The sequence below is a fragment of the Pseudorhodobacter wandonensis genome, assembly GCF_001202035.1.
In the GTDB taxonomy this organism is placed as follows: domain Bacteria; phylum Pseudomonadota; class Alphaproteobacteria; order Rhodobacterales; family Rhodobacteraceae; genus Pseudorhodobacter; species Pseudorhodobacter wandonensis.
The window spans coordinates 26,567-52,411 of sequence record NZ_LGHT01000038.1; the positions used below are offsets into that span (position 1 = coordinate 26,567).

27 protein-coding genes, 1 tRNA gene and 1 pseudogene are annotated in these 25,845 nt (G+C 57.5%); 12 read left to right on the plus strand and 17 right to left on the minus strand.

Annotated features, from left to right (window positions below; genetic code table 11):
- Positions 1-19: 19 nt before the first annotated feature.
- Positions 20-940 (minus strand): DMT family transporter, encoded by a 921-nt coding sequence (locus AKU79_RS12535; protein WP_050523937.1) that lies wholly within the window; start codon positions 938-940, stop codon positions 20-22.
- 140 nt (positions 941-1,080) lie between these two features.
- Here AKU79_RS12535 and ade point away from each other — a divergent pair, with 140 nt between their 5' ends.
- Together ade and AKU79_RS12545 are read left to right on the plus strand one after the other, a co-directional pair.
- Complete coding sequence (gene ade, locus AKU79_RS12540; RefSeq protein WP_050523993.1) at positions 1,081-2,781, plus strand: adenine deaminase; 1,701 nt, start codon at positions 1,081-1,083, stop codon at positions 2,779-2,781.
- Positions 2,778-3,728, plus strand: coding sequence for an alpha/beta hydrolase fold domain-containing protein (locus tag AKU79_RS12545; RefSeq protein WP_050523938.1), 951 nt, complete (start codon positions 2,778-2,780; stop codon positions 3,726-3,728). Before ade ends, AKU79_RS12545 begins: the two co-directional genes overlap by 4 nt.
- A 47-nt stretch (positions 3,729-3,775) precedes the next feature.
- Here AKU79_RS12545 and AKU79_RS12550 read toward each other — a convergent pair.
- Together AKU79_RS12550 and AKU79_RS12555 are read right to left on the minus strand one after the other, a co-directional pair.
- Positions 3,776-3,851: transfer RNA gene (locus AKU79_RS12550), tRNA-Ala, on the minus strand.
- Between the two features lie 147 nt (positions 3,852-3,998).
- Complete coding sequence (locus AKU79_RS12555; protein WP_050523939.1) at positions 3,999-4,349, minus strand: TIGR02300 family protein; 351 nt, start codon at positions 4,347-4,349, stop codon at positions 3,999-4,001.
- A 246-nt stretch (positions 4,350-4,595) separates the two neighbouring features.
- On the opposite strand from AKU79_RS12555, the gene AKU79_RS12560 reads away from it, so the two are divergent.
- The 4 genes from AKU79_RS12560 to AKU79_RS12575 all read left to right on the plus strand — a co-directional run bounded on the left by AKU79_RS12560 (position 4,596) and on the right by AKU79_RS12575 (position 7,775).
- A complete protein-coding gene (locus AKU79_RS12560) occupies positions 4,596-5,282 on the plus strand; it encodes a M48 family metallopeptidase (RefSeq protein WP_050523994.1) in 687 nt (228 codons plus the stop codon).
- 16 nt (positions 5,283-5,298) lie between these two features.
- Positions 5,299-5,964: a GntR family transcriptional regulator gene (locus AKU79_RS12565; protein WP_050523940.1), complete on the plus strand. Its 666-nt coding sequence runs from the start codon at positions 5,299-5,301 to the stop codon at positions 5,962-5,964.
- Between the two features lie 27 nt (positions 5,965-5,991).
- A complete protein-coding gene (gene deoD / locus AKU79_RS12570; RefSeq protein ID WP_050523941.1) occupies positions 5,992-6,696 on the plus strand; it encodes a purine-nucleoside phosphorylase in 705 nt (234 codons plus the stop codon).
- A gap of 95 nt (positions 6,697-6,791) precedes the next feature.
- Positions 6,792-7,775 (plus strand): aldo/keto reductase, encoded by a 984-nt coding sequence (locus tag AKU79_RS12575; RefSeq protein ID WP_050523942.1) that lies wholly within the window; start codon positions 6,792-6,794, stop codon positions 7,773-7,775.
- A gap of 2 nt (positions 7,776-7,777) precedes the next feature.
- Here AKU79_RS12575 and AKU79_RS12580 read toward each other — a convergent pair whose 3' ends face one another.
- The 6 genes from AKU79_RS12580 to AKU79_RS12610 all read right to left on the minus strand — a co-directional run bounded on the left by AKU79_RS12580 (position 7,778) and on the right by AKU79_RS12610 (position 14,166).
- A complete protein-coding gene (locus tag AKU79_RS12580; RefSeq protein WP_050523943.1) occupies positions 7,778-8,641 on the minus strand; it encodes an urea carboxylase-associated family protein in 864 nt (287 codons plus the stop codon).
- A 532-nt stretch (positions 8,642-9,173) separates the two neighbouring features.
- Positions 9,174-9,845 (minus strand): cytochrome b561 domain-containing protein, encoded by a 672-nt coding sequence (locus AKU79_RS12590; protein ID WP_050523945.1) that lies wholly within the window; start codon positions 9,843-9,845, stop codon positions 9,174-9,176.
- 3 nt (positions 9,846-9,848) lie between these two features.
- A complete protein-coding gene (locus AKU79_RS12595; RefSeq protein WP_050523946.1) occupies positions 9,849-10,721 on the minus strand; it encodes a carbohydrate ABC transporter permease in 873 nt (290 codons plus the stop codon).
- A 1-nt stretch (position 10,722) separates the two neighbouring features.
- Positions 10,723-11,640: a carbohydrate ABC transporter permease gene (locus AKU79_RS12600; protein WP_050523947.1), complete on the minus strand. Its 918-nt coding sequence runs from the start codon at positions 11,638-11,640 to the stop codon at positions 10,723-10,725.
- Positions 11,641-11,718: 78 nt separating this feature from the next.
- Positions 11,719-13,050: an extracellular solute-binding protein gene (locus AKU79_RS12605; RefSeq protein ID WP_050523948.1), complete on the minus strand. Its 1,332-nt coding sequence runs from the start codon at positions 13,048-13,050 to the stop codon at positions 11,719-11,721.
- 33 nt (positions 13,051-13,083) lie between these two features.
- Positions 13,084-14,166, minus strand: coding sequence for an ABC transporter ATP-binding protein (locus AKU79_RS12610; protein ID WP_050523949.1), 1,083 nt, complete (start codon positions 14,164-14,166; stop codon positions 13,084-13,086).
- 122 nt (positions 14,167-14,288) lie between these two features.
- Between AKU79_RS12610 and AKU79_RS12615 the strand changes: the two genes are divergently transcribed.
- Complete coding sequence (locus tag AKU79_RS12615) at positions 14,289-15,308, plus strand: LacI family DNA-binding transcriptional regulator (protein ID WP_156209723.1); 1,020 nt, start codon at positions 14,289-14,291, stop codon at positions 15,306-15,308.
- Positions 15,309-15,352: 44 nt separating this feature from the next.
- Here AKU79_RS12615 and AKU79_RS12620 read toward each other — a convergent pair whose 3' ends face one another.
- The 5 genes from AKU79_RS12620 to AKU79_RS12640 all read right to left on the minus strand — a co-directional run bounded on the left by AKU79_RS12620 (position 15,353) and on the right by AKU79_RS12640 (position 18,920).
- On the minus strand, positions 15,353-16,378 hold the full coding sequence (locus AKU79_RS12620; RefSeq protein WP_231580169.1) for a LacI family DNA-binding transcriptional regulator: 1,026 nt from the start codon (positions 16,376-16,378) through the stop codon (positions 15,353-15,355).
- A gap of 70 nt (positions 16,379-16,448) precedes the next feature.
- Positions 16,449-16,781: a hypothetical protein gene (locus AKU79_RS12625; protein ID WP_050523952.1), complete on the minus strand. Its 333-nt coding sequence runs from the start codon at positions 16,779-16,781 to the stop codon at positions 16,449-16,451.
- A complete protein-coding gene (locus AKU79_RS12630) occupies positions 16,778-17,665 on the minus strand; it encodes an NAD(P)-dependent oxidoreductase (protein ID WP_050523953.1) in 888 nt (295 codons plus the stop codon). Before AKU79_RS12630 ends, AKU79_RS12625 begins: the two co-directional genes overlap by 4 nt.
- On the minus strand, positions 17,662-18,156 hold the full coding sequence (locus AKU79_RS12635; protein ID WP_050523954.1) for a gluconokinase: 495 nt from the start codon (positions 18,154-18,156) through the stop codon (positions 17,662-17,664). The genes AKU79_RS12630 and AKU79_RS12635 overlap by 4 nt, the downstream gene beginning before the upstream one ends.
- On the minus strand, positions 18,153-18,920 hold the full coding sequence (locus tag AKU79_RS12640; protein ID WP_050523955.1) for an SDR family oxidoreductase: 768 nt from the start codon (positions 18,918-18,920) through the stop codon (positions 18,153-18,155). Before AKU79_RS12640 ends, AKU79_RS12635 begins: the two co-directional genes overlap by 4 nt.
- A 94-nt stretch (positions 18,921-19,014) precedes the next feature.
- Between AKU79_RS12640 and AKU79_RS12645 the strand changes: the two genes are divergently transcribed.
- Together AKU79_RS12645 and AKU79_RS12650 are read left to right on the plus strand one after the other, a co-directional pair.
- Complete coding sequence (locus tag AKU79_RS12645) at positions 19,015-19,962, plus strand: 2-hydroxyacid dehydrogenase (RefSeq protein ID WP_050523995.1); 948 nt, start codon at positions 19,015-19,017, stop codon at positions 19,960-19,962.
- A gap of 5 nt (positions 19,963-19,967) precedes the next feature.
- Positions 19,968-21,008, plus strand: coding sequence for an L-idonate 5-dehydrogenase (locus AKU79_RS12650; RefSeq protein ID WP_050523996.1), 1,041 nt, complete (start codon positions 19,968-19,970; stop codon positions 21,006-21,008).
- Between the two features lie 158 nt (positions 21,009-21,166).
- Here AKU79_RS12650 and AKU79_RS12655 read toward each other — a convergent pair whose 3' ends face one another.
- Positions 21,167-21,583 (minus strand): GlcG/HbpS family heme-binding protein, encoded by a 417-nt coding sequence (locus AKU79_RS12655; RefSeq protein WP_050523956.1) that lies wholly within the window; start codon positions 21,581-21,583, stop codon positions 21,167-21,169.
- A 72-nt stretch (positions 21,584-21,655) separates the two neighbouring features.
- On the opposite strand from AKU79_RS12655, the gene AKU79_RS12660 reads away from it, so the two are divergent.
- Complete coding sequence (locus AKU79_RS12660; RefSeq protein ID WP_050523957.1) at positions 21,656-22,555, plus strand: SMP-30/gluconolactonase/LRE family protein; 900 nt, start codon at positions 21,656-21,658, stop codon at positions 22,553-22,555.
- Here the strand turns inward: AKU79_RS12660 and AKU79_RS19755 are convergent.
- A complete protein-coding gene (locus tag AKU79_RS19755; protein ID WP_050523958.1) occupies positions 22,513-22,695 on the minus strand; it encodes a hypothetical protein in 183 nt (60 codons plus the stop codon). The genes AKU79_RS12660 and AKU79_RS19755 overlap by 43 nt on opposite strands.
- Here AKU79_RS19755 and AKU79_RS12670 point away from each other — a divergent pair.
- Positions 22,615-23,172, plus strand: a pseudogene (locus AKU79_RS12670) (hypothetical protein); the annotation flags it as partial. The gene AKU79_RS19755 and the pseudogene AKU79_RS12670 sit on opposite strands and share 81 nt — an antisense overlap.
- Here the strand turns inward: AKU79_RS12670 and AKU79_RS12675 are convergent.
- Positions 23,169-24,188 (minus strand): LacI family DNA-binding transcriptional regulator, encoded by a 1,020-nt coding sequence (locus AKU79_RS12675; RefSeq protein ID WP_050523960.1) that lies wholly within the window; start codon positions 24,186-24,188, stop codon positions 23,169-23,171. The pseudogene AKU79_RS12670 and the gene AKU79_RS12675 overlap by 4 nt on opposite strands.
- A gap of 145 nt (positions 24,189-24,333) precedes the next feature.
- On the opposite strand from AKU79_RS12675, the gene AKU79_RS12680 reads away from it, so the two are divergent.
- Positions 24,334-25,839: a sugar ABC transporter ATP-binding protein gene (locus AKU79_RS12680; RefSeq protein WP_050523961.1), complete on the plus strand. Its 1,506-nt coding sequence runs from the start codon at positions 24,334-24,336 to the stop codon at positions 25,837-25,839.
- Positions 25,840-25,845: the final 6 nt, after the last annotated feature.

Sequence of the window (25,845 nt, forward strand, 5' to 3'; positions counted from 1 at the left end):
CGGATCCTTGGGTTCGGGGTTAACCTTGCGGTGTCATTGCCTTGCGTTGTTTGGCGCGCTCCAGCCCCAGTTTGCGTTCGCGCCAGATGATCAGCACACCGGCCGCAACGACGATGGTGGCCCCGATCAACATGGTCAGGGTTGGCACCTCGTCAAACACCCAATAGCCGATCGCCAGCGCAAACAGCATCGAGGCATAGTCAAACGGGGCAACGACACTTGCATCCGCCTCTCGGTAACTAGAGGTAAGCATGATCTGCCCTATGCCGCCCAGCAACCCGCACAGCACCAGCAACCCTGCCTCACGCGGGGCAGGGATGACCCAGCCGAACGGGATTGTGGCAAGCGATAGCACTGTCGCGGTTAACGAAAAGTAGAACACGATCGCTGCGGTGGTTTCCTTTAGCACCAGTTTGCGCACGAACACCTGCGCAAGGGCGGCAAACACAGCCCCGCCCAGCACCAGCAAGGCGCCCAATGTCGCGGCATCATTGCCTGGCCCCGGCATCACCGTCAGGCGCGGGCTAAGCACAATCGACACCCCGATCAGGCCCATGACCACAGCCGAAATCCGAAACAGCCGCACATCCTCGCCCAGAAACATCGCGGCAAATATGACTGTCAGCAACGGCGCGGCATAGCCGATTGCCGTCACTTCGGGCAGAGGCAGATAGGCGAGGCCGGCAAAACCAAGGCCCATCGCCATCGTTCCGACCACGCCGCGCCAGATATGCCCCATCGGCGCGCTGGCCTTTAGTCCGGTTTGCAGCTCTCCTCGCATCGCCAGCCATGCAATGATCACCGGCATTGCAAAAAAGGAGCGAAAAAACACGGCTTCGCCCGGCGGTACATGGTCGGCGGTGGCTTTGATCAGCGACGCCATCAGGATGAACATGACGACCGAGCAGATTTTATAGAAAATACCGCGCATTGGGCGCATGGGCTTGGCCTTTGGTTTTGGGTTTCTAACATGGACCACCCTTTTACCGGTTATGCAAGGGGTGCGGGCCAATGGCACAACAGGGGCTGGACGCCGCGCATTGCATCGGGTTTGCTATGACAAAGCAAAGGATGCATCCCATGACAAACGCCCCCCTATCCGCCCGCATTGCCCAAGGCCAAGGGGCCGCGCCGGCAGATATTGTGCTGCGCGGCGGGCGGGTGTTTGACCTGATCACCGGCGACTTGGTTGAAACTGACGTGGCAATTTGCGGCGATACGGTCGTCGGCGTGTTCGGCACGTATGAGGCCAATCATGTTGTCGATGTTACCGGAAAAATCCTTGTCCCCGGGTTTATTGATACGCATCTTCACATTGAAAGCAGCTTGGTCACCCCGTTCGAATTTGACCGCTGTGTGGCGCCTTTTGGCGTGACCACCGCGATTTGTGACCCGCATGAGATAGCGAATGTTTGCGGTTTGACGGGGATCAACTATTTTCTAGGGGCATCCGCGCTGACTTTGATGGATATTCGGGTGCAGCTGTCATCTTGTGTGCCGTCAACCCATATGGAAACCAGCGGCGCGGTGTTAGAGGCCGCCGATATTCTGCCGCTGCGTGACCATCCGCGCAGCCTTGGGCTGGCTGAATTTATGAACTTTCCCGGCGTGTTGATGCAGGATCCGGGTGTGATGGCAAAACTGGAGGGGTTTAAGGGGCGACATATCGACGGGCATTGCCCTTTGCTGCGCGGCAATGCGTTAAACGGTTATATCGCAGCGGGGATACGGACCGAGCACGAGGCGACAACCGCCGAAGAAGGGCTGGAAAAGCTGCGCAAAGGCATGCGGTTGTTGATCCGCGAGGGGTCGGTTTCCAAGGATTTGCATGCGCTTGCCCCGCTGATTACCGAACGCCACAGCCCCTATATCGCCTTTTGCACGGATGACCGGAACCCGCTGGATATTGGCGAGCATGGGCATCTGGACTATATGATCCGCACGGCGATTGCGTTGGGGGCAGAACCTTTGGCCGTGTACCGCGCTGCCAGCCTTTCGGCTGCCGAGGCGTTCGGGCTAAAGGATCGCGGGCTGATCGCCCCCGGAAAACGCGCCGATATTGCGGTGATTGACAGTCTGGAATCCTGCCATGCATCGATGGTGTTTGCGGGCGGCGTGCAAGTGACAGATGCTGCCTTTGCTGCACGCAAAACCATTCCGCCTGTGGCGCGAAATTCTGTTAAGGCCCCGCCAGTTGTAGCAAGCGACTTTCGCACGGGCGGCAACCGTGTGGAAACACCCGTGATCGGGATCATTCCGGGCAAGATCATCACCGAGCATCTGACCTATGACATCGCCCCCAAAGACGGCGACAAAGCCCCCGATATTGCCCGCGATCTGGTGAAAATCGCTGTAATCGAGCGCCACGGCAAAAACGGTAACCGCGCGACCGGCTTTGTCAAAGGCTTTGGCTTGCAGCGTGGGGCGATTGCCTCGACCGTTTGCCATGACCACCACAATATCGCCGTTGTGGGCGCCGATTACGCCGACATGGCGCTGGCCGTCCAACGCTTGGGCGAGATTGAAGGCGGGTTTGTTGTGGTTGACGGTGGGCAGGTGCTGGCCGAACTGGCGCTGCCGGTGGCGGGGTTGATGAGCTTGCAGCCATTCGAGGCCGTGCGCAGCAGTCTGGAAAATTTGCGCGCGGCCGCACTCGGGCTGGGGGTAACGCTGGAAGAGCCGTTCTTGCAACTGGCCTTTTTGTGCCTGCCCGTGATTCCACATCTGAAAATCACTGACCATGGTATGGTCGATGTAGACAGATTCGAGGTGATGCCATGACCGCCTATGACCCGAAATATGACTTGCTGATTGATGCGCAAACCTGGGAATTCATCCGTGAAACCGAAAGCTGGTATCCGCCTGATGCGGTCGGCCTGACAATTGCCGAGCAGCGCGGTGTGTACAACAAAATGTGCGCCGCGTTTAATGCCGGGCGGCCGCAAGGCGTGGTGGTGCAAGACCGCGTTTTGCAACAGGTGGATCATGGCATTCCCCTGCGCCACTATCGCTGCGCGCCCGATGCTGCGGCGCAGGTGCTGTATTTTCATGGCGGCGGTTTCGTGGTTGGCGGGTTGGACAGCCACGATGATGTCTGCGCCGAGATCTGTGCGGGTACGGGGTTTGATGTGACTTCGGTGGACTATCGCTTGTCGCCCGAGCATCCTTTCCCACAAGATATAGATGATGCCTTGGCCGCTGCATTGGCGCAGACTGGCAAGCCCTTGGTGCTGGTGGGCGATAGTGCGGGTGCAAACCTATGCGCTTCGGTCGCGGCGGCTATGCGGGGGGCAAGCAATGCGCCGAAAGGACAGGTGCTGATCTATCCGGGATTTGGTGGGCCAAAAACTTCAGACAGCATGCGCGCCCATGCCCATGCGCCGATGCTGACGGCCGCGGATGTGGCGTTCTATGCGACTATCCGGTCGGGTGGGGGTGCAAATGCGGATGCAGACCCGCGCTTTTCACCGCTTAGGGCGCATGATTTCGCAGGCCTGCCGCCAACCGTGGCGATCAGCGCCGAATGCGACCCGCTGGCCGATGATGCGGCGCTATATGCCCAAGCGGTCTTTGCTGCGGGTGGGCGGGCATTGCATCTGCGCGAGGTCGGGCTTGTGCATGGCTATCTGCGCGCGCGGCATAGGGTTGATCGTGCTGCGGCAAGCTTTGCACGGATTATCGCCGCGATTTCGGCCTTGGGAAAAGGACAATGGCCAGAGGTGTTGTAGCGCCCAAAATCAAAAGGCCGGGCGAACAGCCCGGCCTTTTTGAGATTTGGTGGAGCCACGCGGGATCGAACCGCGGACCTCTTGAATGCCATCCAAGCGCTCTCCCAACTGAGCTATGACCCCATTTCTTGCAACGCGTTTCCGCGTTGCTTGGGCTATTTAGGGGAGCAGGGCAGGCGCTGCAAGAGGAAAAATCATCCAATAGAAAAATCTACGAAAGGCATCGCGATTTTTTTGCGCCTGCTGCCCGCCTTTCAGCGAACGGCCGGATTAGTTGTCGTCATCCGGGCTGCTGACATCGGCCAGATCGTCCAGCGACACGGTGTCATCGCCGTCATCTTCCAGCAGATCATCGTCGTCATCATCCGAATCATCCGAATCGACCACTGAGAGCAGGTCATCATCTGCATCCAGATCATCGACCAACACTTCATCATCATCGTCTTTGGCTTTGGCTGCTGTTGCGCGGCTGGCCGAAGATGCGGTGATTTTGCGACGTGCGCTTTCAATATCAACGATTTCGCCCGTGTAGGGGCTGACAACCGGGTTCTTGTTCAGGTCGTAAAAGCGCTTGCCAGTCGTAGGGCAAAGGCGCTTCGTGCCCCATTCTTCTTTGGGCATGATATTCCCCTTGTTTTATAGGCTTGATCGGTGCCCATGATGGGCCCAGCAATTCCAGCAAAAGCGTCGCTTGCCACAGCTATGCGCGGCTGTCAAAGGCTTTTAGTCAAATCGGTCGCTGCGGCCAATGGTGTTGCGCTATCGGTTCGTGCAAGTTTGTCCCAATGATCGCGCAAGGGGCCGCAAATGGGCTTGCGGCAGCTGCGGGCCACGGGCATCCTAACCGCCAACAAGAATAGAGGATACATGCCGATACTTCCCGGATCGCCGCCTGTCGAGGTTACGTTGCGGCGCACAGCGCGGGCACGGCGCATGTCGCTGCGTGTCTCGCGGTTGGATGGGCGGGTCACGTTGTCTTTGCCGCCACGCGCCCGCGAAGATGAGGCAATGGCCTTTTTGCGCGCGCAGGAAGACTGGATCCGCAAGGCGCTGGTCAATGTTGTGCCTAGCGATGCGGTCGGGATTGGTGCCGAAATTCCGGTTGAGGGGCAGCTGCTGCGGCTGGTGCCGGGCAAAGGGCGCAGCCTGATGGTTGCAGAAGGCGCGTTGCACGTGCCCGGTGACGCGGCGCGGGCCGGTGTGCGGGTGGCGGCCTATCTGAAACACCGTGCGCGGGACCGGCTTGCGCTGGCGTCAGATCGCTATGCGCAACAACTCGGGCGCAGCTATCGCACACTCACCTTGCGCGACACGCGGTCGCGCTGGGGGTCTTGTACCGCCGATGCCGGCTTGATGTATTCATGGCGGTTAATCATGGCGCCGCCTTTGGTGCTGGACTATGTCGCCGCGCACGAAGTGGCGCATCTGGCAGAAATGAACCACTCCTCGCGGTTTTGGGCCGTCGTTGCCGGTTTGATGCCGGATTATGAACGCCACCGCCATTGGCTGAAAACCCAAGGTCATGCGCTGCACAGCTATCGGTTTGCAGAATGAGTGAGGTGCTTGTCCAATGCTGACGTCTGGTGCGACATCGATTCCCCGCCCGCAAGATATGAACGCCACGGCGCATGAACGCCTGTACCGCAGCCTGCGTATGCAAGTGATGCACGGTGAATTGCCCCCCGGACAATCGCTTACCCTGCGGGGATTGGCGCGAAGCTATGGCGTATCGATGACCCCCGCGCGTGAGGCGGTGCGGCGGTTGGTGGCCGAAGGGGCGCTGTCGCTGTCTTCGTCAGGCCGGGTCGCTACGCCCGAACTTAGTCCGGAACGAATAGAAGAGTTGGCCTCTATTCGGGCGCTGCTGGAACCAGAGCTTGCGGCGCGTGCGCTGCCACGGGCGCATTTCGCGCTTATTGACCGGTTGGCCGCGATCAATGGCGCCAATAGCGAAGCGGTGATGAAGCGTGACGCCGTGGCCTATATTCGCACCAATCTGGAATTTCACCGCACCTTGTATTTGCGCGCCCAGGCGCCTGCGATGCTGGCGCTAACCGAAACCGTTTGGCTACAGCTTGGCCCTACGATGCGCGCATTGTACGGCCGCCTGCGCCGGAATGAGCCGCCACCCTATCACCGCCTGATCATCGCCGCGCTAAAGGCGGGGGATGAGCCGGGTTTGCGGCTGGCCATTCGTACGGATGTGACACAGGGCTTGCGCCACTTGGCCGGCTAACCCGTTTGTTTGAAAAGGAAGTTTGACATGACTGTTCATATTGGCGCCAAACCGGGCGAGATTGCCGAAACCGTGCTGATGCCGGGCGACCCCTACCGCGCACGTTGGGCCGCCGAGACGTTCTTGACCGATGCCAAGCTGGTGAATGAAGTGCGGGGGATGCTGGGCTATACCGGCACATGGCAAGGCCATCGCGTGACCATTCAGGGCTCGGGGATGGGGATGCCGTCGCTGTCGATTTATGCCAATGAGTTGATCCGCGATTACGGGGCGCAAACACTTATCCGCATCGGCTCGGCCGGGGCGATGCAGCCGAACATAAAGGTGCGGGATTTGGTGTTGGCGATGTCGGCTTGCACCATGTCTACGCCTTCGCGCGGGATTTTCCGTGACCTGAACTTTGCGCCGACTGCCGATTTTGGCCTGCTGCAAGCGGCGTGGAAGGCCGCCGAGGGCCGCGATGTGGCGACCCATGCAGGGCAGATTTATTCGTCGGATGTGTTTTATGATGAGCGCCCCGACCTGACCGAGCAAATGCAGCGTCACGGTGTGCTTTGCGTGGAAATGGAAGCGGCCGAGCTTTACACGCTGGCTGCGCGCTATGGCCGCCGTGCTCTTGCTATCCTGACAATCTCGGACCATCTGGTGACGCATGAGGCGCTACCATCCGATCAGCGTGAACGCAGCTTTGGTGATATGGTGGAAATCGCGCTGAAGGCGGCGTTTGCCTAGGGCGAAACGCCTTGGGGCAGTTTTTCACCGCACAGGGTTGACCGAACCGATTCGCGCGGGTTTACTCCGCTGCCCTTTTGACAATGGATTTGGTTATGGAACAACGGCGACTTGGTGCAAACGGACCGATGGTATCAAGCATCGGGCTTGGCTGCCTTAGCTTTGGCGGGATATTCGGTGCGACGAATGCGGCGGAATCCTTTGCCACGCTTGATGCCGCGTGGGAGTCGGGGATTACCTTTTACGACACGGCCAATATCTATGGCGCCGGGGTTTCGGAAACCGTGCTGGGCGACTGGCTGGCTGATCGCGGGCATGATGCAGTTGTAGCGACCAAAGCGGGAATTGTGACCACCCCGCCGCGCGGCTTTAACAATTCAGAAAGCTATATCCGGGCCGAGCTGGAGGCATCCTTGAAGCGTCTGAAAACCGACCATGTCGCGCTTTATTACATCCATCGCCGCCAGCCCGATATGCCGGTTGAAGATGTCGCCGGCTTTATGGCACGGCTGATTGATGAGGGCAAAATCGGCGGCTATGGCCTGTCCGAGGTTGCCCCGCATACCATCCGCCGCGCCCATGCCGTGCATCCGGTGCGTGCGGTGCAGAATGAATACTCATTATGGACGCGGCTGCCGGAATTGGGTGTGATACGGGCCTGCGCCGATTTGGGGGTGGCGTTCGTGCCGTTTTCACCCGTGGCGCGGGGCATGCTGACCGATGCGCAGCCAAATCCGGCACTAATGCGGGCAGGCGACATTCGCCGCACTATCCCGCGGTTTATCGAGCCGAACCTTAGCGCGAACCTTGCCGCGATCGCGCCATTTCAGGCCTTTGCCGCCGCCAAAGGGGTGACGACTGCGGCATTGGCCCTGGCCTGGGTATTGGACCAAGGCAACCATCTGATCCCAATTCCCGGCACACGCAGTGCAGTGCATTTGAAAGACTGGATCGGTGCCGACAGTCTGATGCTTACAGCGGCGGACCGAGCCGAGATTGACCGCATTTTGCCCCCCGGTTTTGCCCATGGCGACCGCTACGACGATGCGCAAAACATAGGCCCTGAACGCTATGCCTGATCTTACCGCCCGTGGCTGCGGTTGTAACTGTTGACTGCGGGCGCCGCCCAGCCCTTTGGCGTTCGGGCTGGTTTGAACACCTCAACCAGCAAAGGATAGCAGGCAGCGGATTCCGAGGAATGCTCGGATGAACAATCGCCGCCGGGGCAAGCCGATAGGGCGCCAGTCAGGTCAATCTCGGCAAAGAATTCCAGGTAATCTCCGGGGCGGACAGGGCTGGATTTCATGAAATACTGGCCGGTATCGCGGGTGAAACCGGTACACATGAACACATTTAGCACGTCATGCACGTGCTGTTCCGCCTGTTCCAGCGTCAGGCCTGCGTGATCGGCCAAGGCGCGCGTCAGGTTCGAATGGCAGCAATAGTGATACTGCCCGCCGTTTGACAGCAAGGCATGGGTGTAGGGGTCGCAACGTGTGCCGATCACATCATGGACAGCCCCGCCAAAAGCATCAAACCCGTACCAATCGAGGCTGTCATCGGTAATCAAAGCCATGGGCCGCAAACTGGGAAAACTGGACCAAAGCCGGTCGCCAGTGGAAAGATGTGTGCCATGAAGCGCACGGGTTTTGCCGGAATAAAACCGCTCGGACAGATTATCCGTGGCCCATAGATTAAGATCACCGACCTGCGGTCCCTCAATACTGGTGATGCGGAAAAAATGGCCCTGCGGAACCGAAAAACAGCGGGCATCGCGTGGTGGAATCAAAGTTTCGGAAAGCTTGGTCCAGCCTTCGCGTGCGGCTTGATAGGCGCGCGTATCGGGGCGCGGCAAGCCCTCGACCGGATAGCAGATCACAGGTGCGATACCGGCGCGAATGGCGGCATCTTGCGGGGCAGGGTGCTGGGGTAATTTTGGCTTCATTCCGGCAGATTGGGCGGGAAAAATTCGCGGGTCAAGTGCGATTGCACGTGTTTACCTGTGTAAGCGTGAACCTGTCATCGCCCCTCGGTGATCGCCCAAGCCTCTGTCCGTTCAAAGGCGATGGGGGGCAGCCCAGTGTGGTGCAGGCTATGCAATCTGATGCTGGATTTTCAGATCTTGTGCGAATGGTTGGGCATGCCGCAACGATCAACGGCAAGCGGGAAGGTGCCACAACCAAGGAACGACGGGTCAACATTCTCGAACAGGTGCAAATTCCCATGCGTAGGGCAGTCGGGTTTCTAGAATAGATGGGGTGAATTCTGGTACATCAACCCTAGTTTGCCGCAATTCTGGCGCAGTCGCAAAAGTAGGTTTTCCCTACCTGAATTTTATCGCTTTTCGAGAAAAAACCTGTGAAATGCGCCCCCCTTGTCGGCTGGATTGTCGCGCTGCGCCGGGCGCCAGCTTGCTTGGTTTCGCGGCGCAAGGCACGTGCACTTGTGGCAAGCGCAAACTGGCAATGGTCAGGCAATCAATCCTGTGCCCGTGTGTTTTTCGGGCCCCAGATCGCCTCATAAGTCGGGATGCGCCGCAGCCGCGGTGCGATTAACATGATAGCCAGACCCAAGCCGCCCCAAAACAGCAAAATGCCAATCCACATATAGCGTGGGGCATTCGCCTGCCATAGCCCGGTCAGCATGGCCAGCACGGCACAAACCAAGGCTAAATAGCCCGACGTTTTGTGCAGTCGCTCAAAGATCACGCGCCGTATGGACATATCATAATGATCACCGCGCATCTGCCCCCGTGGATCGGTTGGCCCACCTTTGGTGCCACGTAGCCAGCCGGATAAAAACTGATGCGCGCCCAAACTCAAAGTGGTCCACCCCAGCAAACGATGCACCCAAATCGCGCTGGTCACAGAGGCGGTCGGGGCTGGTATTGTCAGGATCAGGTAGAGCCCCAGCATCATAAAGGCCAGCGCGCTATACTGGGCAATGCGATGGGCAACCCACCAGGTCTGATTGTCCAGTTCCATCGGCCAATCTTGCTTGGGCAAGACCTTGAAATAGCGGGCAGAGAGGATGCCAAAAGGCACCAAACAACCCCATGCCAAAAACATCGAACGGGCATGCCATGACAGGTGCGGGCCGACATCATGGGCACGACTTGCGTCGATCGGAGAGAGCAACCACTCCAGCATTGCCTATCCTTTCACGGCGCCGGCGGTCATGCCGGTTATGATCTGGCGTGATGCGATAAAGGTAAAGATAATCGGTGGGATCGCCAGCAGCATGCCGGTGGCCATGATGACGCCCCAGTCAATATCATACTCGGTCAGCGAATTCACAATCGTTACCGGCACAGTCCGGCTGTTGCGGTCGGACAGCGCGTTGCCCAACAGGAACTCATTCCACGCCACGCGGAATGTAAAGATTGCAGCCGCCGCAAGGCCGGGTTTGATCAATGGCAATACGACAAGAAAGAAGGTCTGAAACGGTCCGGCGCCATCCATACGTGCGGCCTCTTCCAACTGGATAGGGACCTGAACGATAAAGGACTGCAAGATCCAGATAACAAATGGCAGATTCATCGCGACATAAACAAGGATGATGCCTGCGCGGGTGCCATCAATCTGGAACTGATAAGTCCAGATGCCAAAGACCGGCACCAACAAAACGGCTGGCGGCACCATGCGCATGACCAATGACGCCAAAGACACCACATTCCGCCCCATAAAACGAAACCGGACCAAGGCATAAGCCGCCATACACCCCAGCACGAGTGTCAGCGTTGTCGATGTAATCGCGATGAATAAGGAGTTGACCAGCGACCGTCCAAAGGTCGGATCACAGCGGCGCAAACCCTCTACATCATAGGGCAGGAAGTCACATAAGGCGACTTCGTAGTTGCGCAGTGTAGGCATGAAAAACAGGCTGGATGTTTCCGACATGATATCGACGTTCAGTTTCATCGAGGTCGCCAACATCAGAGCAATTGGCCCGGCCGACATAACAATCAAGGCTGTCAACAACGCATAGAACGCAGGGTTGGTTTTGCGGGACTGAGGGCTTGCCATATCAGTGATCCTTTGACGCCGCCGCACGCAGACGCGCTGCACGAGCTTCGGAAATTTTGGTGTAGGTGAACATTGCGAGCGTCAGTGCCATGAGCAAAATCAGCAAAAGGTTGGACATGGCCGCAGCTGTGCCAAGCTCGCGGAATTCCGAGGCGGTGCGCGAGATGCGCAAAGCAAGGATTTCCGTCGACAGGCCTGGCCCGCCGTTGGTCATCACCAAGATCACTTCCAGCACTTTAAAGGCATCGATCAACCGCAACAGCGCAGTAACAATCAATACCGGCAGCATCAGCGGCAGTTTGATAAACCAGATCAACTGCCAACCGGACGCGCCGTCAATCCGGGCCGCTTCCATTGCCGATCGCGGCAAGGATTGAAGGGCGGCCAAAGAGAGGATAAAAATAAACGGCGTCCACTGCCAGATGTCGGCAATCACGATAGAGGCAAAGGCCCAAGTGCCATCCGACAGCCATGGAACAGGCTCTAGGCCAAATGATTTCAGGGTACGATTAAAAAGCCCAACGCTGGGATGATACATGTAGCGCCACATCAAACCAACCACGATAGGCGCAATCATCATGGGCAGGATAAAGATGGTGCGCAGCAAGGTCATACCGCGCAATTGGCGGTCCAGCAGCATTGCCAGCCCAACACCCAAAATCATTTCCAGCACAACAACGACAGCCGCAAATTTGACCGTGACCCAGAAACTTTCAAGAAAGGCCGCGTCGTTCAAAAGCTTGGCGTAATTGCGCAGGCCAACAAAATCTGCTTCGCCAATCCGTTGGCTGGGGTTCCAGTCCAAAAAGCTGGCCCAGACCATGTAGCCGATCGGGTAAAGCAGCGCGACAGCCATGACGATAATGGCGGGGGCCAAAAAGAAATAAGGCGTCAGTCGGTTTATACGCGCTATCTGCATCGGACTCTTTCGTCGAAACAAGGAAAGGAAGGTGGCCTGCCCGACACTTGGGCAGGCCCGCGTTTGGAAAAGAAACGTCTATTTGGACCAGGTGTAGTAACCTGCATCGTCCATAATCGCGCGGGCACGTTCGGCCACGCCGTCAAGTGCCTCTTGCGGGTCAAGCCCTTCGGTCAACACCTTGCTCATTGTGGTACCAATATCGGCATTGATCGCACCCCATGTCGGGATGATCGGGCGCCAGTCCGGATCGGCATATTTCAGCGCTTCGCCAAAGGTGGCCGAATAGGGGTATTTCGCATTCAACTCGGCATTCTGATAGGTCGAGAAGCGCGAAGGGTTGCCCCCCGCCATTGCAATCGCCAAGTCTTGCTTTTTATTGGTCAACCATTGCATCAGCAAGAACGCCGCTTCCTTGTGTTGGGCATTGGCCGGGATGCCGATACCAAAACCGCCGGTTTGGCTGCCGCGGCGCACGCCCTCGGGGTGCATTGCATAGCCCACCTTGCCGACAACCGTCGATTTGCTCGGGTCTTCAAAACCGGCCGCAAACGCGATGGAATCCATGAACATGGCCGACTTGCCCTGCTGGAAAGAGGCCGCCGCTTCGGCGGGGCCGAATGTTGCGCCACCCTCCGGGCCGCAATCTACCAGCGTTTTAAGGGCCTTGGCCGCGGCAACGCCTTCCGGGCTGTTGATGATCGGGTTCCATTCGGCGTCAAAGACGCGACCGCCAAGCGGCGCCAGATGCAGCAAGAACGCATGGCTTGCGTGGTGGCCCGAGGCCGCACGTGTCGCCATACCGCCCATACCCGGCTCTAATTGTGGGATTTTGCAGGCAACATCCAGCAGCTCGTCATAGGTGGTTGGCACTTTCAGGCCAAGCTTTTCAAAAATGTCCTTGCGATAGGCCAGAACGGATGTTTCCGCGCCAAAAGGAATGCCGAACAGCGAACCGGTCTGGCCAGGAAGATAGCCTTTTTCACCGCCCGCGACGCCAATATTGGCCACATAGCCATCAATCAGGTCGCCTGCGTCATAGGTCGGATCAGCCAAGCGCGGGTTCATGAAATATTTTGCCAGGTTTTCAAGCTGGTCGGCAAAGACATAGTCTGCCTTCGAGAATACCACATAGGCTACAAGGTCATAGTCGCCCTTGTCCTTGGTCAGCTCAAGCGTTTGGCGCTCGCGCATTTTAAGGTATTCCAGCTGGTCAACTTCGACATTGATCCCGGTCTCTTCGGTAAACTGCGGAAGGATCTCCATGACCGCGTTATAATGCGGGTGCGCCGGAAAGTTTACGACCAGCGTTGTGCCCGCATAGGGTTCATAGGGGTTGGCGAAAGCAACAGAGCATGTCAGCACCGCGCTGACCGAAAGCCCGACTAGGGCCTTGGTTGATTGAAACATCTTAGGTTCCTCCCTTTGGTTTCAGTATTGGGGTCAGAGACGTAGGCCGCTGTCCCGATCAAAAATCATGAGTTCGTCTGTGACCACGCCGAAGGTGCGGGTCTGTCCGGCAGCAAAACGACCGGCGCTGGACATTTCGACCTGAAGTTCGGTACCGCCACAGCGCGTGACCAAAACAGTTTGCGCGCCCAAATATTCCGACACCACAACCCGCAGCTCAATCGGCGCCCCACGAGAGACATCATCCGTGATCGAGGACGGGCGAAGGCCGATATCCACGTCAGCGCCTTTGAATGTCTTTAACCGGCTGGCCTGTTCGGCCGAAAGCGGCAAACGACACCCATCGCCTTGAACCCACAATTGGCCGTTCGCCTCGGTCAGGGTGCCGGCCATAAAGTTCATCGTCGGGCTGCCAATAAACCCTGCAACAAAGCGGTTGATCGGGCTTTTGAACAGCTCTTCCGGCGTCCCTTGCTGCTGGATGCGACCGTCTGACATCACGACAATCCGGTCGCCCAACGTCATCGCCTCGACCTGATCATGCGTCACATAGATCATGTTCTTGTCGATCGTATCGCGCATCTCGGCAAGCTCGGTGCGCAGCTTGGCGCGTAGCTTGGCATCAAGGTTGGACAAAGGTTCATCAAACAGAAAAGTGCTGGCATCGCGCACCATCGCCCGGCCCATAGCAACGCGTTGACGTTGACCACCTGAAAGCTCTGCTGGCTTGCGATCTAAAAGGTGGTTGATATTCAGCAGCTTGGAAACGCGCTGCACTTTCTCGGTGATCTCGGCTTTGGGAACTTTGGCCAGACGCAAAGCAAACGACATGTTCTTGGCAATATTCATATGCGGATAAAGCGCGTAATCTTGAAACACCATCGCGATGTCACGCTCCTTTGGGTCGAGCGCGCTTATAGGTTTGTCATCAAAATAGATTTCGCCGCCTGAAAGGGTTTCAAGCCCCGCCAGAATGCGCAAGGTCGTCGATTTGCCGCAGCCAGATGGCCCAACCAGCACGGTGAACTCACCATCGTTCAGCTTCAGGTCAATCGGGTGCAGAACCTCTACCGCCCCGTAAGATTTCCGCACTTGCTCCAGAACGATTCTTGGCACTCTCTTCTTCCTCCCGAATGTTATCGTTATCATTTGGTATGGACGGCGCGTTGTGAAGATGGAAATAATTGCAATAGCGTTAACGTTAACGTTCCGGTTTTGTGGGGCGGAAAGGATATTTTTTGGCAAAAAACTCAACAGTTTGCCGCGCAACCATCAAAGATGTGGCCGAAAAGGCCAATGTGTCATTGATGACGGTATCGCGCGCTGTCCGCGGTCTGAACGGCGTTTCCGAGACCACGCGGCAGTGCGTTCTGCAGGTTGTCCAAGAGCTGAACTATGTTCCAAACGGCAACGCACGTGCATTGGTTCAGGCCAATTCCAAACTGATTGGCCTTTCGTTGCCCACGCTTTTCAACGATGTCTTTGCAGATGCCCTTTTGGGCATGCGCCGCACAATCGAGCAGGCGGGTTACTCCTGCCTTGTCCAAACCACAGACTACGATACCGAGCGCGAAGCAAAATGGACTGACCAGCTTCTTGAGTGGCGGCCCGCTGCGGTTATTATGACCGGGGTCGATCACCATGCCCGCGTGCGCAGCAAACTGCGCGGCGATAACATTCCCACGCTCGAAATCTGGGATGTCACGGATGACCCTATCGATATTTGCGTTGGCATTGATCACTTGGCTGCCGGGCATGAGTTAGGGGTGCATGTCGCGCAATTAGGGTATCGCAAGCCGGCATTCGTTGGCCCGCCAGAAGGTGATGACCCGCGTGCCGACAAGCGGGTCGCGGGCTTGATCAGGGCGTTTCGTTCTATTGGCTCTGATCCGTTGCAGCGGATCACGGTAGAGCCGAACAACGCCTTTTTAATGGGGCAGCAAGGGTTCGATGCCTTGCCGCAAACCAACAGACCCGATGTTGTGTTTTTTCTGAACGACCACATCGCCTTTGGTGGCATGATGGCGGCGGAACGGGCGGGTTTGACCGTACCAAACGATTTGGGCATCGTCGGGTTTAACGGGCTTGACCTCAATCATGTGCTGGCCCGTCCGATGACGACAATGTCAACCCCGCGCCGCCAGATGGGCCTTGTCGGTGCGCGGCATCTGCTGGCCCGCCTCAGTGGTATAGCACCGCCGCGCAATACCCATTTGCCCTGTACGCTTTGCCCCGGGCAGACAACGCGCGCGCAATAAGGTGGGGCATTGCCAAGCTGTTCGATTGTTTGGATTTGAGGTCTTCACACCCGCCGCGATGTGCTGCCTGCAGCCAAAAGCCGCCAGTCAATTTCAACCCGCTGGCGCGGCGCCACATCGCGCGCGGGATCAAGCAGATCAATGATCAATGCCGCTGTCCGATACCCGATTTCGCGCGGTTGCGGGTCAATCGTGGTGATGGTCGGATGCGCCACTGCGGCAATCTCATAGGCGCCGAAACCGCCAATCGCTATGTCCTCAGGCACGCCGATACCCCGCCTTTGACATTCGCTCAGCGCGCCAAAGGCAATAAGGTCAGAGACGCAAACCACCGCATCAGCCTGCGGAAAACTGTCCAATAGCTTTGCCATTGCAAGTGCACCTTCGCGCATCGAAACCGGGGCAGGGCCTGCCGCGAACAGGTGCTCTGGCGAAAGCCCATGCGCCGTCATCGCCTCGATAAAGCCGCGACGGCGGTCCATACCGCGCTGATCGCCGGTCTCTTCGCCGCCGACAAAGCAGATGTTCTTGTGGCCCAAGGCGACAAGGTGATCGACCATGCCATGCATGGTCTGAGCGTTGGAAAACCCCACGACATGGCCAAGCGGATCTGCGGGAAGTTCCCAGATTTCAATCACCGGAATCCCGGCATTTTCTAGTAACCTGCGCGCCCGCGGGCTATGGTGCCCCCCCGTCAGCACAATCGCCTCGGGGCGGCGGCGCAGCAGTTGCACAATCAACTCTTCTTCGCGATCAATGGCATAGCCGCTGTAGCCCAGCAGAACCTGCAGGCCAGCTTGGGCAAGGCGTTCAGATATTGCGTCGACAGTTGCCGCAAAGTTGGCATTGTTGATCGAAGGAATCGTCACCGCCACAAAGCCAGATTTTTGCGTGCGCAGATTGGCGGCCGTCGCATCAAAGACATAGCCAAGGCTTTCGGCAATCGCGAGTATTTTTTTCCGGCTTTCTGCATTGACGGATTTGTCAGCATTGAACGCGCGGCTTACCGTCATCACCGAAACCTTGGCAGCCTTTGCGACATCTTTCATCGTTACGGATGGTCGTTGCATGGCCCCTCATTTCTTGGCGTCGACCATTGGTAAGCCGTGCGCTTAGCTTTTGCCACCGAAAAGCATCCCGCTAGGCTTTGTATTCCGACGCTTCGGTTACATGGTGGTGAATACGCCCGTCGAAAAACTCGGCCACGATTTCGCCAGTAATCTCACGCGACAGACTGCGCGGCGCGCTGGTCAGGGCACCCTCCATCGCGGCACGGTCCGGATAGGTTATCGCAAGCATCAGCGGGAACTCGGGCGCGCCTTCATCACGCTCTTCGCCAAAGCTGACCCGCACATCAGTATTGCCGGGGAATTGGGTCCAGACGGGCACAAGGCGGCTATTGACAGCCGCGCGGAAAGCCTCGGTTTTGCCGGGCTTTATGCTGCCTTCAAACAAAGCAAATCGTGTAATCATTGGAAAATTTCCTTATTGGGTCCAGTAAAGTATTCCATCAATGCCGCCTGATCCTCGCCTCCCAAACCCGCCGCAGTCAGCATGCGGTGGATCTCGGCACAAAGTGCTGTCAGCGGCATCGAGGTATGGGTGCGTCGCGCAAGATCCTGCGCGCCGTTCAGGTCTTTGACCATGTTGTCGATCCGCCCCGTTCGCCGGTAGTCTTTGCTGGCAAAGCGGGGCATGTATTCTTGCAAAATCGCGCTATCGGCGCGACCTCCGCGCAATGCGATCGGCACTTTGGCGGCGTCGACGCCGGAATTGATCGCAAGCTGCGTCGCCTCGGCCACGGCCATAAAGTTCAGCCCGCATAGGACCTGATTGATCAGCTTGGTGGTTTGGCCTGCACCCACCGGCCCCATGTGGGTGTAGTTGGTGCTAAGGTGTTTTAGGACGACATGCGCATCTGCGACGTCTTGCGCGGCACCACCGGCCATCAGCGTCAGCTCGCCAGTCAGAGCCTTGGGCGCGCCCCCCGAAAGGGGGCTGTCAACCCAGCGCAGGCCACGTTCCGAGGCTTTGGCTGCCATGGACTTGGTTGCATCAGGGTCGATTGAGGACATATCGATCAACAGACTGCCTAGCCGCGCCCCTTCGGCAACGCCATCTTTGCCAAAGACCGCAATATCGACGATATGGGGGGCATTCAGGCTGGTGATAATATAGTCAGACGCCGAAGCTGCGATTGCCGCAGTCGGGGCAGCCTTTGCACCAAGCTTGACAAGTACCGACACTTTTTCCGGATCCAGATCAAAGACTGTCAGGTTCTGTCCGGTTTGCAGCAACCGCGTGCCAATGGCCCCCCCCATGGCACCCGCACCAATCAACGCAACATTCAGTGTCATGGTGTCATCTCCTTCATCCCTAAAAGAAATAAGCCGACGATCGCCGCTGGCTCTTGTTCGATATCTGCGACCACATGTGTTTCGTCTGGAAGAGGCTCTTCAAACGTTGCCAATTGGCTGTCGAGCAGCGATGCCGGCATGAAATGACCGGGGCGTCTTGCCACCCGCTGCAACAGGGTTTCGCGTTGTCCGCGCAGATAGAAAAAAATCACTTCGGCTTGCGCGGTTTCGCGGATCTGGTCGCGGTATTTCCGTTTAAGCGCCGAGCAGGCGATCACCCGATTGTCCGCAGCAAGCGCCTTGCCGACTTTGGCAAGCCAAGGCGCTCTGTCATCATCATTCAAGGCCTCACCGCGACGCATTTTCGCGATGTTGCTGGCCGGATGCAAATCGTCGCCGTCAAGAAACGCGGCGCCAACCGCCTTGGCCAAGGCCTGCCCGATGCTGCTTTTGCCGCAACCGGAAACCCCCATCACGACGATGCGGCTCATAGCGATGCCGTGATGCCGCCATCGACGAAAATCGTAGTACCATTCACAAAGGAAGAGGCCGCCGAAGACAGGAAGATACAGGTTCCGACCAGTTCCTCGACCTTCCCCCACCGGCCTGCAGGCGTGCGCTTGGCCAGCCATTCGCTAAAGGCGGGGTCATCGACCAGCGCCTTGTTCAGCGGCGTGTCAAAATAGCCAGGGGCAAGCGCGTTACATTGCAGCCCGTGCTTGGCCCAATCGGTGGCCATGCCCTTGGTAAGGTTGGTGACCGCGCCCTTGGTCGCGGTATAGGGCGCGATGCCGGGGCGGGCGAGCGCGCTTTGCACCGAGGCGATATTGATGATCTTACCGGCACCACGCTTGATCATATGCCGGGCAACCGCCTGGCCAACATGGAAAACCGAGGCGATGTTGGTCTGCAACAGCCGCTCGAAAGCCTCGGCAGGGAAATCTTCCAGCGGGGTGCGGTGCTGCATTCCGGCATTGTTGACCAAAATGTCGATAGCACCGGTTTCGGCCTCGAAACCATCGACGGCTGCGCGAACGACCATGTGATCGGTGGCATCGAATTCAAGTTGATAAACCGTAGCACCTTCGCCGCGCAAAACCTCGGCGGCAGCGGCAAGCTTGGCAGTATCACGGCCATTCAGAATGACTTCCGCACCCGCCTTGGCCAAGCCTCGGGCAAGGGCAAATCCGATGCCTTGTGACGATCCGGTGATTAGGGCGCGCTTTCCGCTTAGGTCAAATAGGGACAGGCTCATGACATTCCTTTTGGACTCGACAAATGATGTTGTCACTGTTTATGTTATCGATAACAATACTTGTCAACGATTCATCTCACTCAGGACCATCAGAATGTCAAAAGTCGAAATTCTTCAAGTCGGACCCTATCCAGAATGGGATCAGACCCCCCTTGATGCAGCCTTCACCGCATATCGTTATTTCGAAGCAGACGACAAAGCCGCTTTCCTTACGCAGGTCGGTCCAAAGGTGCGCGCAATTGCGACGCGGGGTGAACTGGGGGCAAATGCGGCCATGATCGCGGCCTGTCCTAACCTAGAGCTGATCTCGGTTTACGGGGTGGGTTATGACGCGGTTGATCTTGCAGCCTGCCGCGCGCGGGGTATCCGTGTGACCAATACACCGGATGTGCTGACAAATGATGTGGCTGATCTGGGGGTTGCGATGATGTTGGCGCAATCGCGCGGCATGATCGGGGCAGAGGCTTGGGTGCGCGACGGCTCGTGGGCGGCAAAGGGGCTCTATCCGCTCCGCAATCGGGTTTGGGGCAAAAAGGTCGGCGTACTGGGGCTTGGCCGGATTGGGTTTGAAGTGGCAAAACGGCTTGCCGGTTTTGACCTCGATATCGCTTATTCCGACGTCTCGCCCAAGGATTATGCGCCGAACTGGACCTATGTTCAGGACCCCTTAGCCCTTGCCCGCCATGCCGATTTTCTGTTTGTAACCCTCGCGGCTTCTGCGGCCACCCGCCATATCGTGAACCGCCAAGTGATCGAGGCGCTGGGGCCACAGGGCATGATCATCAACATCAGCCGCGCGTCAAACATTGATGAGACGGTCTTGCTTGATGCGCTTGAAACCGGCAAGCTCGGTTCGGCTGCGTTGGATGTTTTTGAAGGCGAGCCAGCGCTCAATCCGCGCTTTCTTGATCTGCCGAATGTGCTCTTGCAACCGCATCATGCCTCGGGAACTTTTGAAACCCGCAAAGCTATGGGTGCCTTGGTGCGCGACAATCTGACGGCCCATTTCGCGGGCCGTGATCTTCTTACTCCAGTTCTGTGAGCCTCATGAAATCCATCGTCATCCATGCCGCGCGTGACCTGCGTATCGAAGAGAAACCGGCCGAAGCGCCCGGCCCTGGCCAAGTTCAGATCCGGCTTGCCATGGGCGGGATCTGCGGATCGGATCTGCATTATTTCAACCACGGCGGCTTTGGCCCGATCCGGCTGAAAGAGCCGATGGTGCTGGGCCATGAGGTGTCGGGGTATATCACCGCATTGGGCGAAGGGGTTACCGGTCTGTCCAAAGGCCAGTTGGTCGCCGTGTCGCCATCGCGGCCCTGCGGCAACTGTTCCTATTGTCGTCAGGCAATGTTTAACCATTGCCTCAACATGCGGTTTTACGGCTCTGCGATGCCTTTCCCGCATATTCAGGGCGCGTTCCGTGAGGTTCTGGTCGCCGATGCCAGCCAATGCGCCCCCGCTGACGGGCTGACTGCGGGCGAGGCGGCGATGGCCGAACCGCTTGCGGTTTGCCTGCATGCCACCAAAAGGGCAGGGCCCTTGCTTGGCAAATCGGTGCTGGTAACGGGCTGCGGCCCGATCGGTATCTTGTGTATTCTTGCGGCGCGGCGGGCGGGGGCTGACCTTATCGTTGCAACCGATCTTGGTGATTTCACCCTTGGCATGGCGCGCAAGGCGGGCGCCGATGTCACGGTGAACATGGCCACAGAGTCACAGGCGATGCAGGGTTATGCGGTCGACAAGGGTCAGTTCGATGTGCTGTTCGAATGCTCGGGCGCTGCCTCGGCGCTGGCGGGGGCTATTCCTGCGATGCGCCCCGGTGGCACAATTGTTCAGCTTGGGCTTGGCGGTGATATGACGTTGCCGGTGCAGGCGATGACCGCAAAAGAGTTGTCGCTGCGCGGCTCTTTCCGGTTTCATGAAGAGTTCAATACCGGCGTCAGCTTGATGCAAAAGGGTTTAATCGATGTCAAACCCTTCATTACCCAAACCTTTCCATTGGCGCAGGCCGTTGAGGCCTTTGAGACAGCAGGCGACCGCAGTCGGGCGATGAAAGCGCAGATCAGTTTTTCCGACGCATCTTGAGCCAGAGGACTTAAGCTGAAGGGTCGGGGCCTGCACCATCGTGGGCCTCGACCAAATCCCGAAATCCATCGGCTATCTGGCGCCAAAGGGGTCTTTGCCACCGTTGCGACCTCTGCCAAAGCCCGCGCCCAAAAGGCCGGTGCCAAGCAAGGCGACTTTTATTCCTCGGTTCCAATGGCCGAAAGTGCGGCGCGGCCGACTTCGACATCCTGATCGCCAGTGCCAGAACCTACTCCAATAGCGCCAAGCAACTGACCGCCGAACCGTATCGGCAGGCCACCTTTCAGGCCAGTAACATTGCCACCCGTGGCCATACCGATTTCAAGGCGAACGTGCTCGGGGATCAACGCACTTGGCTTACCGGTTGAGGCAGCCGTCAAAGCCTTGGCCAAAGCGCTTTTGCGGCTGAGAAACTTTGCGCCGGTCATGCGGATTTCACCCAGCAGTTGGCCGCTGGCATCAACGATTACGATGCACTGTGGTTGTTGCATGGCTTCGGCCTTTGCCACGGCCGCGCCAAGCATTGCCAAGACGGCGGAATGGGTCAATTGTGTCGTGTTTGAAAAATATTCCATTTTGGCTCCTGAGGGTTTGACGATGGGGGATGTTATCGATAACTATCAATCATATCTGAGGGGAGAGCAACCATGTCGTGTTTCGAAATTATAGACCCGGCTTTTGGGACGTTCGTACTTGGAAACGCGCCCGTCAAAAAGCTTGCAACGGGGTTCGACTGGGTCGAAGGCCCGGTCTGGTTTGGTGATGCACAATGTCTGCTTTTTTCCGACATCCCAAATAACAAAATCATGCGATGGTCCCCCGAGCAAGGCATCTCTGTTTTCCGCGCGCCATCGAATTATGCCAATGGCCACACCCGTGATCGCCAGGGCCGCTTGATTTCCTGCGAACATGGTACAAGGCGGGTGACCCGAACCGAATACGATGGCAGCATCACTGTTATCGCTGACCGATTTAACGGCAAGCCATTGAACTCGCCAAATGATGTGGTGGTCAAATCAGATGGAACAATCTGGTTTTCCGATCCGCATTACGGCATCATGACGAATTACGAAGGCTTTGCTGCCGAACAGGAAAACCCCTGTGTCGTCTATCGTGTTACGCCCGAAACGGCTGCGATCGAGGTAATGATCGATGACATGAACTGCCCCAACGGCCTTGCGTTTTCACCTGACGAAAGCCTGCTCTACGTCGCTGATACCGGTCGGATGCATGGCTCTGATCCGCAGCATATCCGGGTTTATGACTGTGCATCTACCGGCAGGCCAAAGGGCGGGCGGGTTTTCCACAAGATAGATCCAGGCGTTGCCGATGGCATCCGGGTGGATAGTGAAGGCAACCTGTGGTCTTCGGCGGCGGACGGTGTTCATTGCCTGGCCCCTGACGGGCACCTTATGGGCAAGATCCTTGTGCCGGAACTGGTGTCAAATATCTGCTTTGGCGGCCGCGCAAAACATGAGCTTTATATAACAGCAACGACAAGCCTCTATCGCGTGACGTTGAACCGCAAGGGAAACCAGACGCCATGAGTAAGGGTTAGATCGGCCTTATCGGCCTTGGCACCATGCGCTCGGCGCTTGCCCTCAACATCGCCGCCAAGTTTCAGGGTCAGGCCTGCGCGGATTGGATGGGCGAAGAAGGGGCAGGGCATTTCGTCAAAGCGGTGCATAATGGGCATCGAATATGCAGATATGCAGCTCATCGCGGAATCTAACGGGCTGTTGCGCGATGGTTTGGGGCTGGCTGCCCCTGCGATTTCACAGATATTCGCGCAATGGAACAAAGGCGCGCTGCAATCCTACCTGATCGAGATTGCAAGGAAAGTTGCAGGCACGACCGACGCAGCAACCGGCCAAAAAGGCACGGGCCGTTGGACAGCGATCGAGGCACAACAACTTGCAGCGCTTTCTTTGCCGACAAGATCAAAGCAAGCCACGATGCGCCGCGGCAGGTGGTGGCGATTGCGGCACAGCATGGTCAACCTGTTCCCGCGCATGCCGCAGCGCTGGCCTAATTCGACGGTATGCTCACCGCGCGCGGCACGGGAAATATGATCCAAGGTCAACGTGACTTTTTCGGCCTGCACGGTTTTGCGCGTTTGGATGACGGTACCTCGGGAAACCATGGGCCTTGGGCGCAAGTTTAGCTTGTAGCCGGCCAGACAGTTGTACCGGGGATAAGGCGAAAGCCAACGTCCCGGGTCGGTTGCACCCGCGTGCCATGAATCCTTGCCAGCACCATTTCCGCTGAAAGCTGGCCAATCCGCAGATGCGGCACCGCAACAGAGGTAAGGCGGTACGGCTGAATAGATGAAATCGGCAAATCGCCCCAGCCGGCAATGCCGATATCCCCCGGCACGGAAAGCCCGGCGCGCGCGCAATATTCATAGCCGCCAACGGCCATGTTGTCGTTCTGGTAAAAAATCACTTCGACATCGCTATGCGACGCCAAAAGCTGTTCCGTGCAATAATAGCCAGTGTAAAACCCCGGCACATCCCTGAGCAAAATCTGCTTTTCAAGCTGCCCGGAGGCATCGGAAATCGCCTTTGCAAAACCTGCCAGCCGCGCGCTCGCGGCGTTCGCGGTATCATGCGAAGTGCCGGCATAGCCAAATTTGCGATAGCCGCGACCGGCCAGAAACTGCCCCATCGCATAGCCGCTGTCGAAGTGGTTAAGGCCCACACACATATCCAGCGGGTTAGAGTTGAAATCCCAGATTTCGACCAGCGGAATACCAGCCCCCCTGAGCATCTGAATCGACCTTTGGCTGTGCGAGCGGCCGGTGATTATTAAACCGGCAGGTTGCCAGGACAGCACGGTCTCGATCCATTTCTCTTCTTGATCGCGCACATGTTCGGTCATGCCCAGAACTGTCTGATGCCCAAAGGCGCCAAGTTTACGGTCGATACCTTCGAGAACCTGCGCAAAAATCTCGTTTCCCAGCTCGGGGATGCTGACGCCGACAAAGGTCGAGCGTTTGTCGCCAGCGAAAACCGTAGCAAGCCGATTCGGCAAATAACCAAGTCTTTCAACCTCGGCGATAACCTTCACACGGGTCTGCTCTGAAAAGCCGCCCTCGTCACGCAACACGCGGCTTGCCGTCATTTTGGAAACGCCTGCGGCCTTGGCAACTTCGGCAAGGCTTATCTTATTGTTTTTCATAGGTTTAACCGCTTTTTCACTGACCTACGTTACCCGTAACTTTTTTGTTGACTTAGCCGTTGTTCCGACAAATGATAGTGAAAAGTTACGGGTAACTCAAGTCACGTTGAGGAGCGTGGAGTGCCTGTCGAGGGAGGAGAACGCTGTGCTTGATGCAGCCCAAAAGAACCTGTTTTTTGACGGGATAAAAAAGCAATTTGGTGGAACCTACGCCCTGCGTGATGTCTCGCTTAACATCGAGCGGGGTGAAATTGTTGCGCTTCTTGGCGAGAATGGTGCGGGGAAATCCACACTGATCAAAATCCTCGGCGGCATTCATAAGGCTGACGAGGGCCGCGTCCTGATCGATGGTACGCCCTATGAGCACCGCCCCGGCGGCTTTGGTGAGCGGCAATCCGTGGCCTTTATCCACCAGGATCTGGGCATGATCGAATGGATGACCGTCGCGGAAAATATCGCCCTCGCGCTTGGCTTTGCGCGCAAACGCAAGCTGATCGATTGGCCCGAGGTCGAAAGTTTTGCCGCCAAGGCGCTGGCCAAGGTTGGCTGCGATTTTGACCCTTCGACACGGGTGCAGGATCTTTCACGTACCGAGAAATCACTTGTAGCAATTGCGCGGGCGCTGGCAGTTGATTGCGATTTTCTGGTGCTGGATGAGCCCACAGCCTCTTTGCCCGCAGATGAGGTCGAGCGGTTGTTCGAGGCGTTGCGACCGCTGAAGGCACAGGGCGTTGGCATGATTTATGTCTCGCACCGGCTTGATGAGATCTTTCGCATTGCAGACCGTGTTGCGGTGCTTCGCGATGGCGAACTGGTGGGCCTGCGCGCCATCGACCACACCACGCCCGAGGAATTGGTCTATATGATTGTTGGGCGCAAAACCCGGCAGGTGATCAAGACGACCTCGGCACTTGGCGCGCCTGTTCTTTCAGTGCGGGATATGACGCTGGATGTCGCGGGGCCGGTCAGCTTTGATTTGCACCGCAATGAAATGCTGGGGCTGGTAGGTCTGCGCGGTGCCGGGCATGAGGCAGTTTCGCGCGCGCTGTTTGGTGATTGGGCGTTCGAAGGGCAGGTGACGTTAAATGATGCCGCGCCGGATCTGCGCACCCCCCAAACTGCGCTTCTTTCGGGCATCGGGCTTGTCGCCCGTGATCGCACCGAAGAATCCGTCGCAATGTCCCTGACAATTCGCGAAAACACCTTTCTGAATCCCAACACCATGGGGCGCAAAATCCTGTCCTTCATGCGGCCAAAGACGGAAACCAAGCTGGCGCATGCGATCGGTGAAGGCGTGGCACTTTCGCCGAACGATCAGAGCATGACCATTGAATCGCTTTCCGGCGGCAATCAGCAAAAGGTGGTCATCGGCCGCTGGCTTGCGACAAAGCGCAAACTGTTGATCTGCGAAGACCCCACGGCCGGTGTCGATGTTGGCGCCAAAGCCGAAATCTATGCCCTGCTGAACCGCGCGATGGAGCAAGGCGTCGGCATCATCATTGTCTCGACCGACTTTGAAGAAGTCGCCGCCGTCTGTCACCGCGCCATTGTTTTTAGCCAAGGCAAGATTGCGGGGCAATTGTCAGGGGCCGAATTGACCACCGAAAACCTTATTCAGGCGGCCTCCGCCGGTAACGCGACAGCGCACTAAAGGAAA

Coding starts and splice junctions, on each gene's coding strand:
- AKU79_RS12660 (WP_050523957.1), top strand. CDS start 21,656: ATGTCGTGTTTCGAAATTATAGACCCGGCTTTTGGGACGTTCGTACTT.
- AKU79_RS12565 (WP_050523940.1), top strand. CDS start 5,299: ATGCTGACGTCTGGTGCGACATCGATTCCCCGCCCGCAAGATATGAAC.
- AKU79_RS12605 (WP_050523948.1), bottom strand. CDS start 13,050: ATGTTTCAATCAACCAAGGCCCTAGTCGGGCTTTCGGTCAGCGCGGTG.
- AKU79_RS12595 (WP_050523946.1), bottom strand. CDS start 10,721: ATGGCAAGCCCTCAGTCCCGCAAAACCAACCCTGCGTTCTATGCGTTG.
- AKU79_RS12675 (WP_050523960.1), bottom strand. CDS start 24,188: ATGAAAAACAATAAGATAAGCCTTGCCGAAGTTGCCAAGGCCGCAGGC.
- AKU79_RS12600 (WP_050523947.1), bottom strand. CDS start 11,640: ATGCAGATAGCGCGTATAAACCGACTGACGCCTTATTTCTTTTTGGCC.
- AKU79_RS12635 (WP_050523954.1), bottom strand. CDS start 18,156: ATGAGCCGCATCGTCGTGATGGGGGTTTCCGGTTGCGGCAAAAGCAGC.
- AKU79_RS12590 (WP_050523945.1), bottom strand. CDS start 9,845: ATGCTGGAGTGGTTGCTCTCTCCGATCGACGCAAGTCGTGCCCATGAT.
- AKU79_RS12560 (WP_050523994.1), top strand. CDS start 4,596: ATGCCGATACTTCCCGGATCGCCGCCTGTCGAGGTTACGTTGCGGCGC.
- AKU79_RS12575 (WP_050523942.1), top strand. CDS start 6,792: ATGGAACAACGGCGACTTGGTGCAAACGGACCGATGGTATCAAGCATC.
- AKU79_RS12580 (WP_050523943.1), bottom strand. CDS start 8,641: ATGAAGCCAAAATTACCCCAGCACCCTGCCCCGCAAGATGCCGCCATT.
- AKU79_RS12555 (WP_050523939.1), bottom strand. CDS start 4,349: ATGCCCAAAGAAGAATGGGGCACGAAGCGCCTTTGCCCTACGACTGGC.
- AKU79_RS12650 (WP_050523996.1), top strand. CDS start 19,968: ATGAAATCCATCGTCATCCATGCCGCGCGTGACCTGCGTATCGAAGAG.
- AKU79_RS12640 (WP_050523955.1), bottom strand. CDS start 18,920: ATGAGCCTGTCCCTATTTGACCTAAGCGGAAAGCGCGCCCTAATCACC.
- AKU79_RS12655 (WP_050523956.1), bottom strand. CDS start 21,583: ATGGAATATTTTTCAAACACGACACAATTGACCCATTCCGCCGTCTTG.
- AKU79_RS12620 (WP_231580169.1), bottom strand. CDS start 16,378: ATGCAACGACCATCCGTAACGATGAAAGATGTCGCAAAGGCTGCCAAG.
- AKU79_RS12545 (WP_050523938.1), top strand. CDS start 2,778: ATGACCGCCTATGACCCGAAATATGACTTGCTGATTGATGCGCAAACC.
- AKU79_RS12645 (WP_050523995.1), top strand. CDS start 19,015: ATGTCAAAAGTCGAAATTCTTCAAGTCGGACCCTATCCAGAATGGGAT.
- AKU79_RS12630 (WP_050523953.1), bottom strand. CDS start 17,665: ATGACACTGAATGTTGCGTTGATTGGTGCGGGTGCCATGGGGGGGGCC.
- deoD (WP_050523941.1), top strand. CDS start 5,992: ATGACTGTTCATATTGGCGCCAAACCGGGCGAGATTGCCGAAACCGTG.
- AKU79_RS12625 (WP_050523952.1), bottom strand. CDS start 16,781: ATGATTACACGATTTGCTTTGTTTGAAGGCAGCATAAAGCCCGGCAAA.
- AKU79_RS19755 (WP_050523958.1), bottom strand. CDS start 22,695: ATGCACCGCTTTGACGAAATGCCCTGCCCCTTCTTCGCCCATCCAATC.
- ade (WP_050523993.1), top strand. CDS start 1,081: ATGACAAACGCCCCCCTATCCGCCCGCATTGCCCAAGGCCAAGGGGCC.
- AKU79_RS12535 (WP_050523937.1), bottom strand. CDS start 940: ATGCGCCCAATGCGCGGTATTTTCTATAAAATCTGCTCGGTCGTCATG.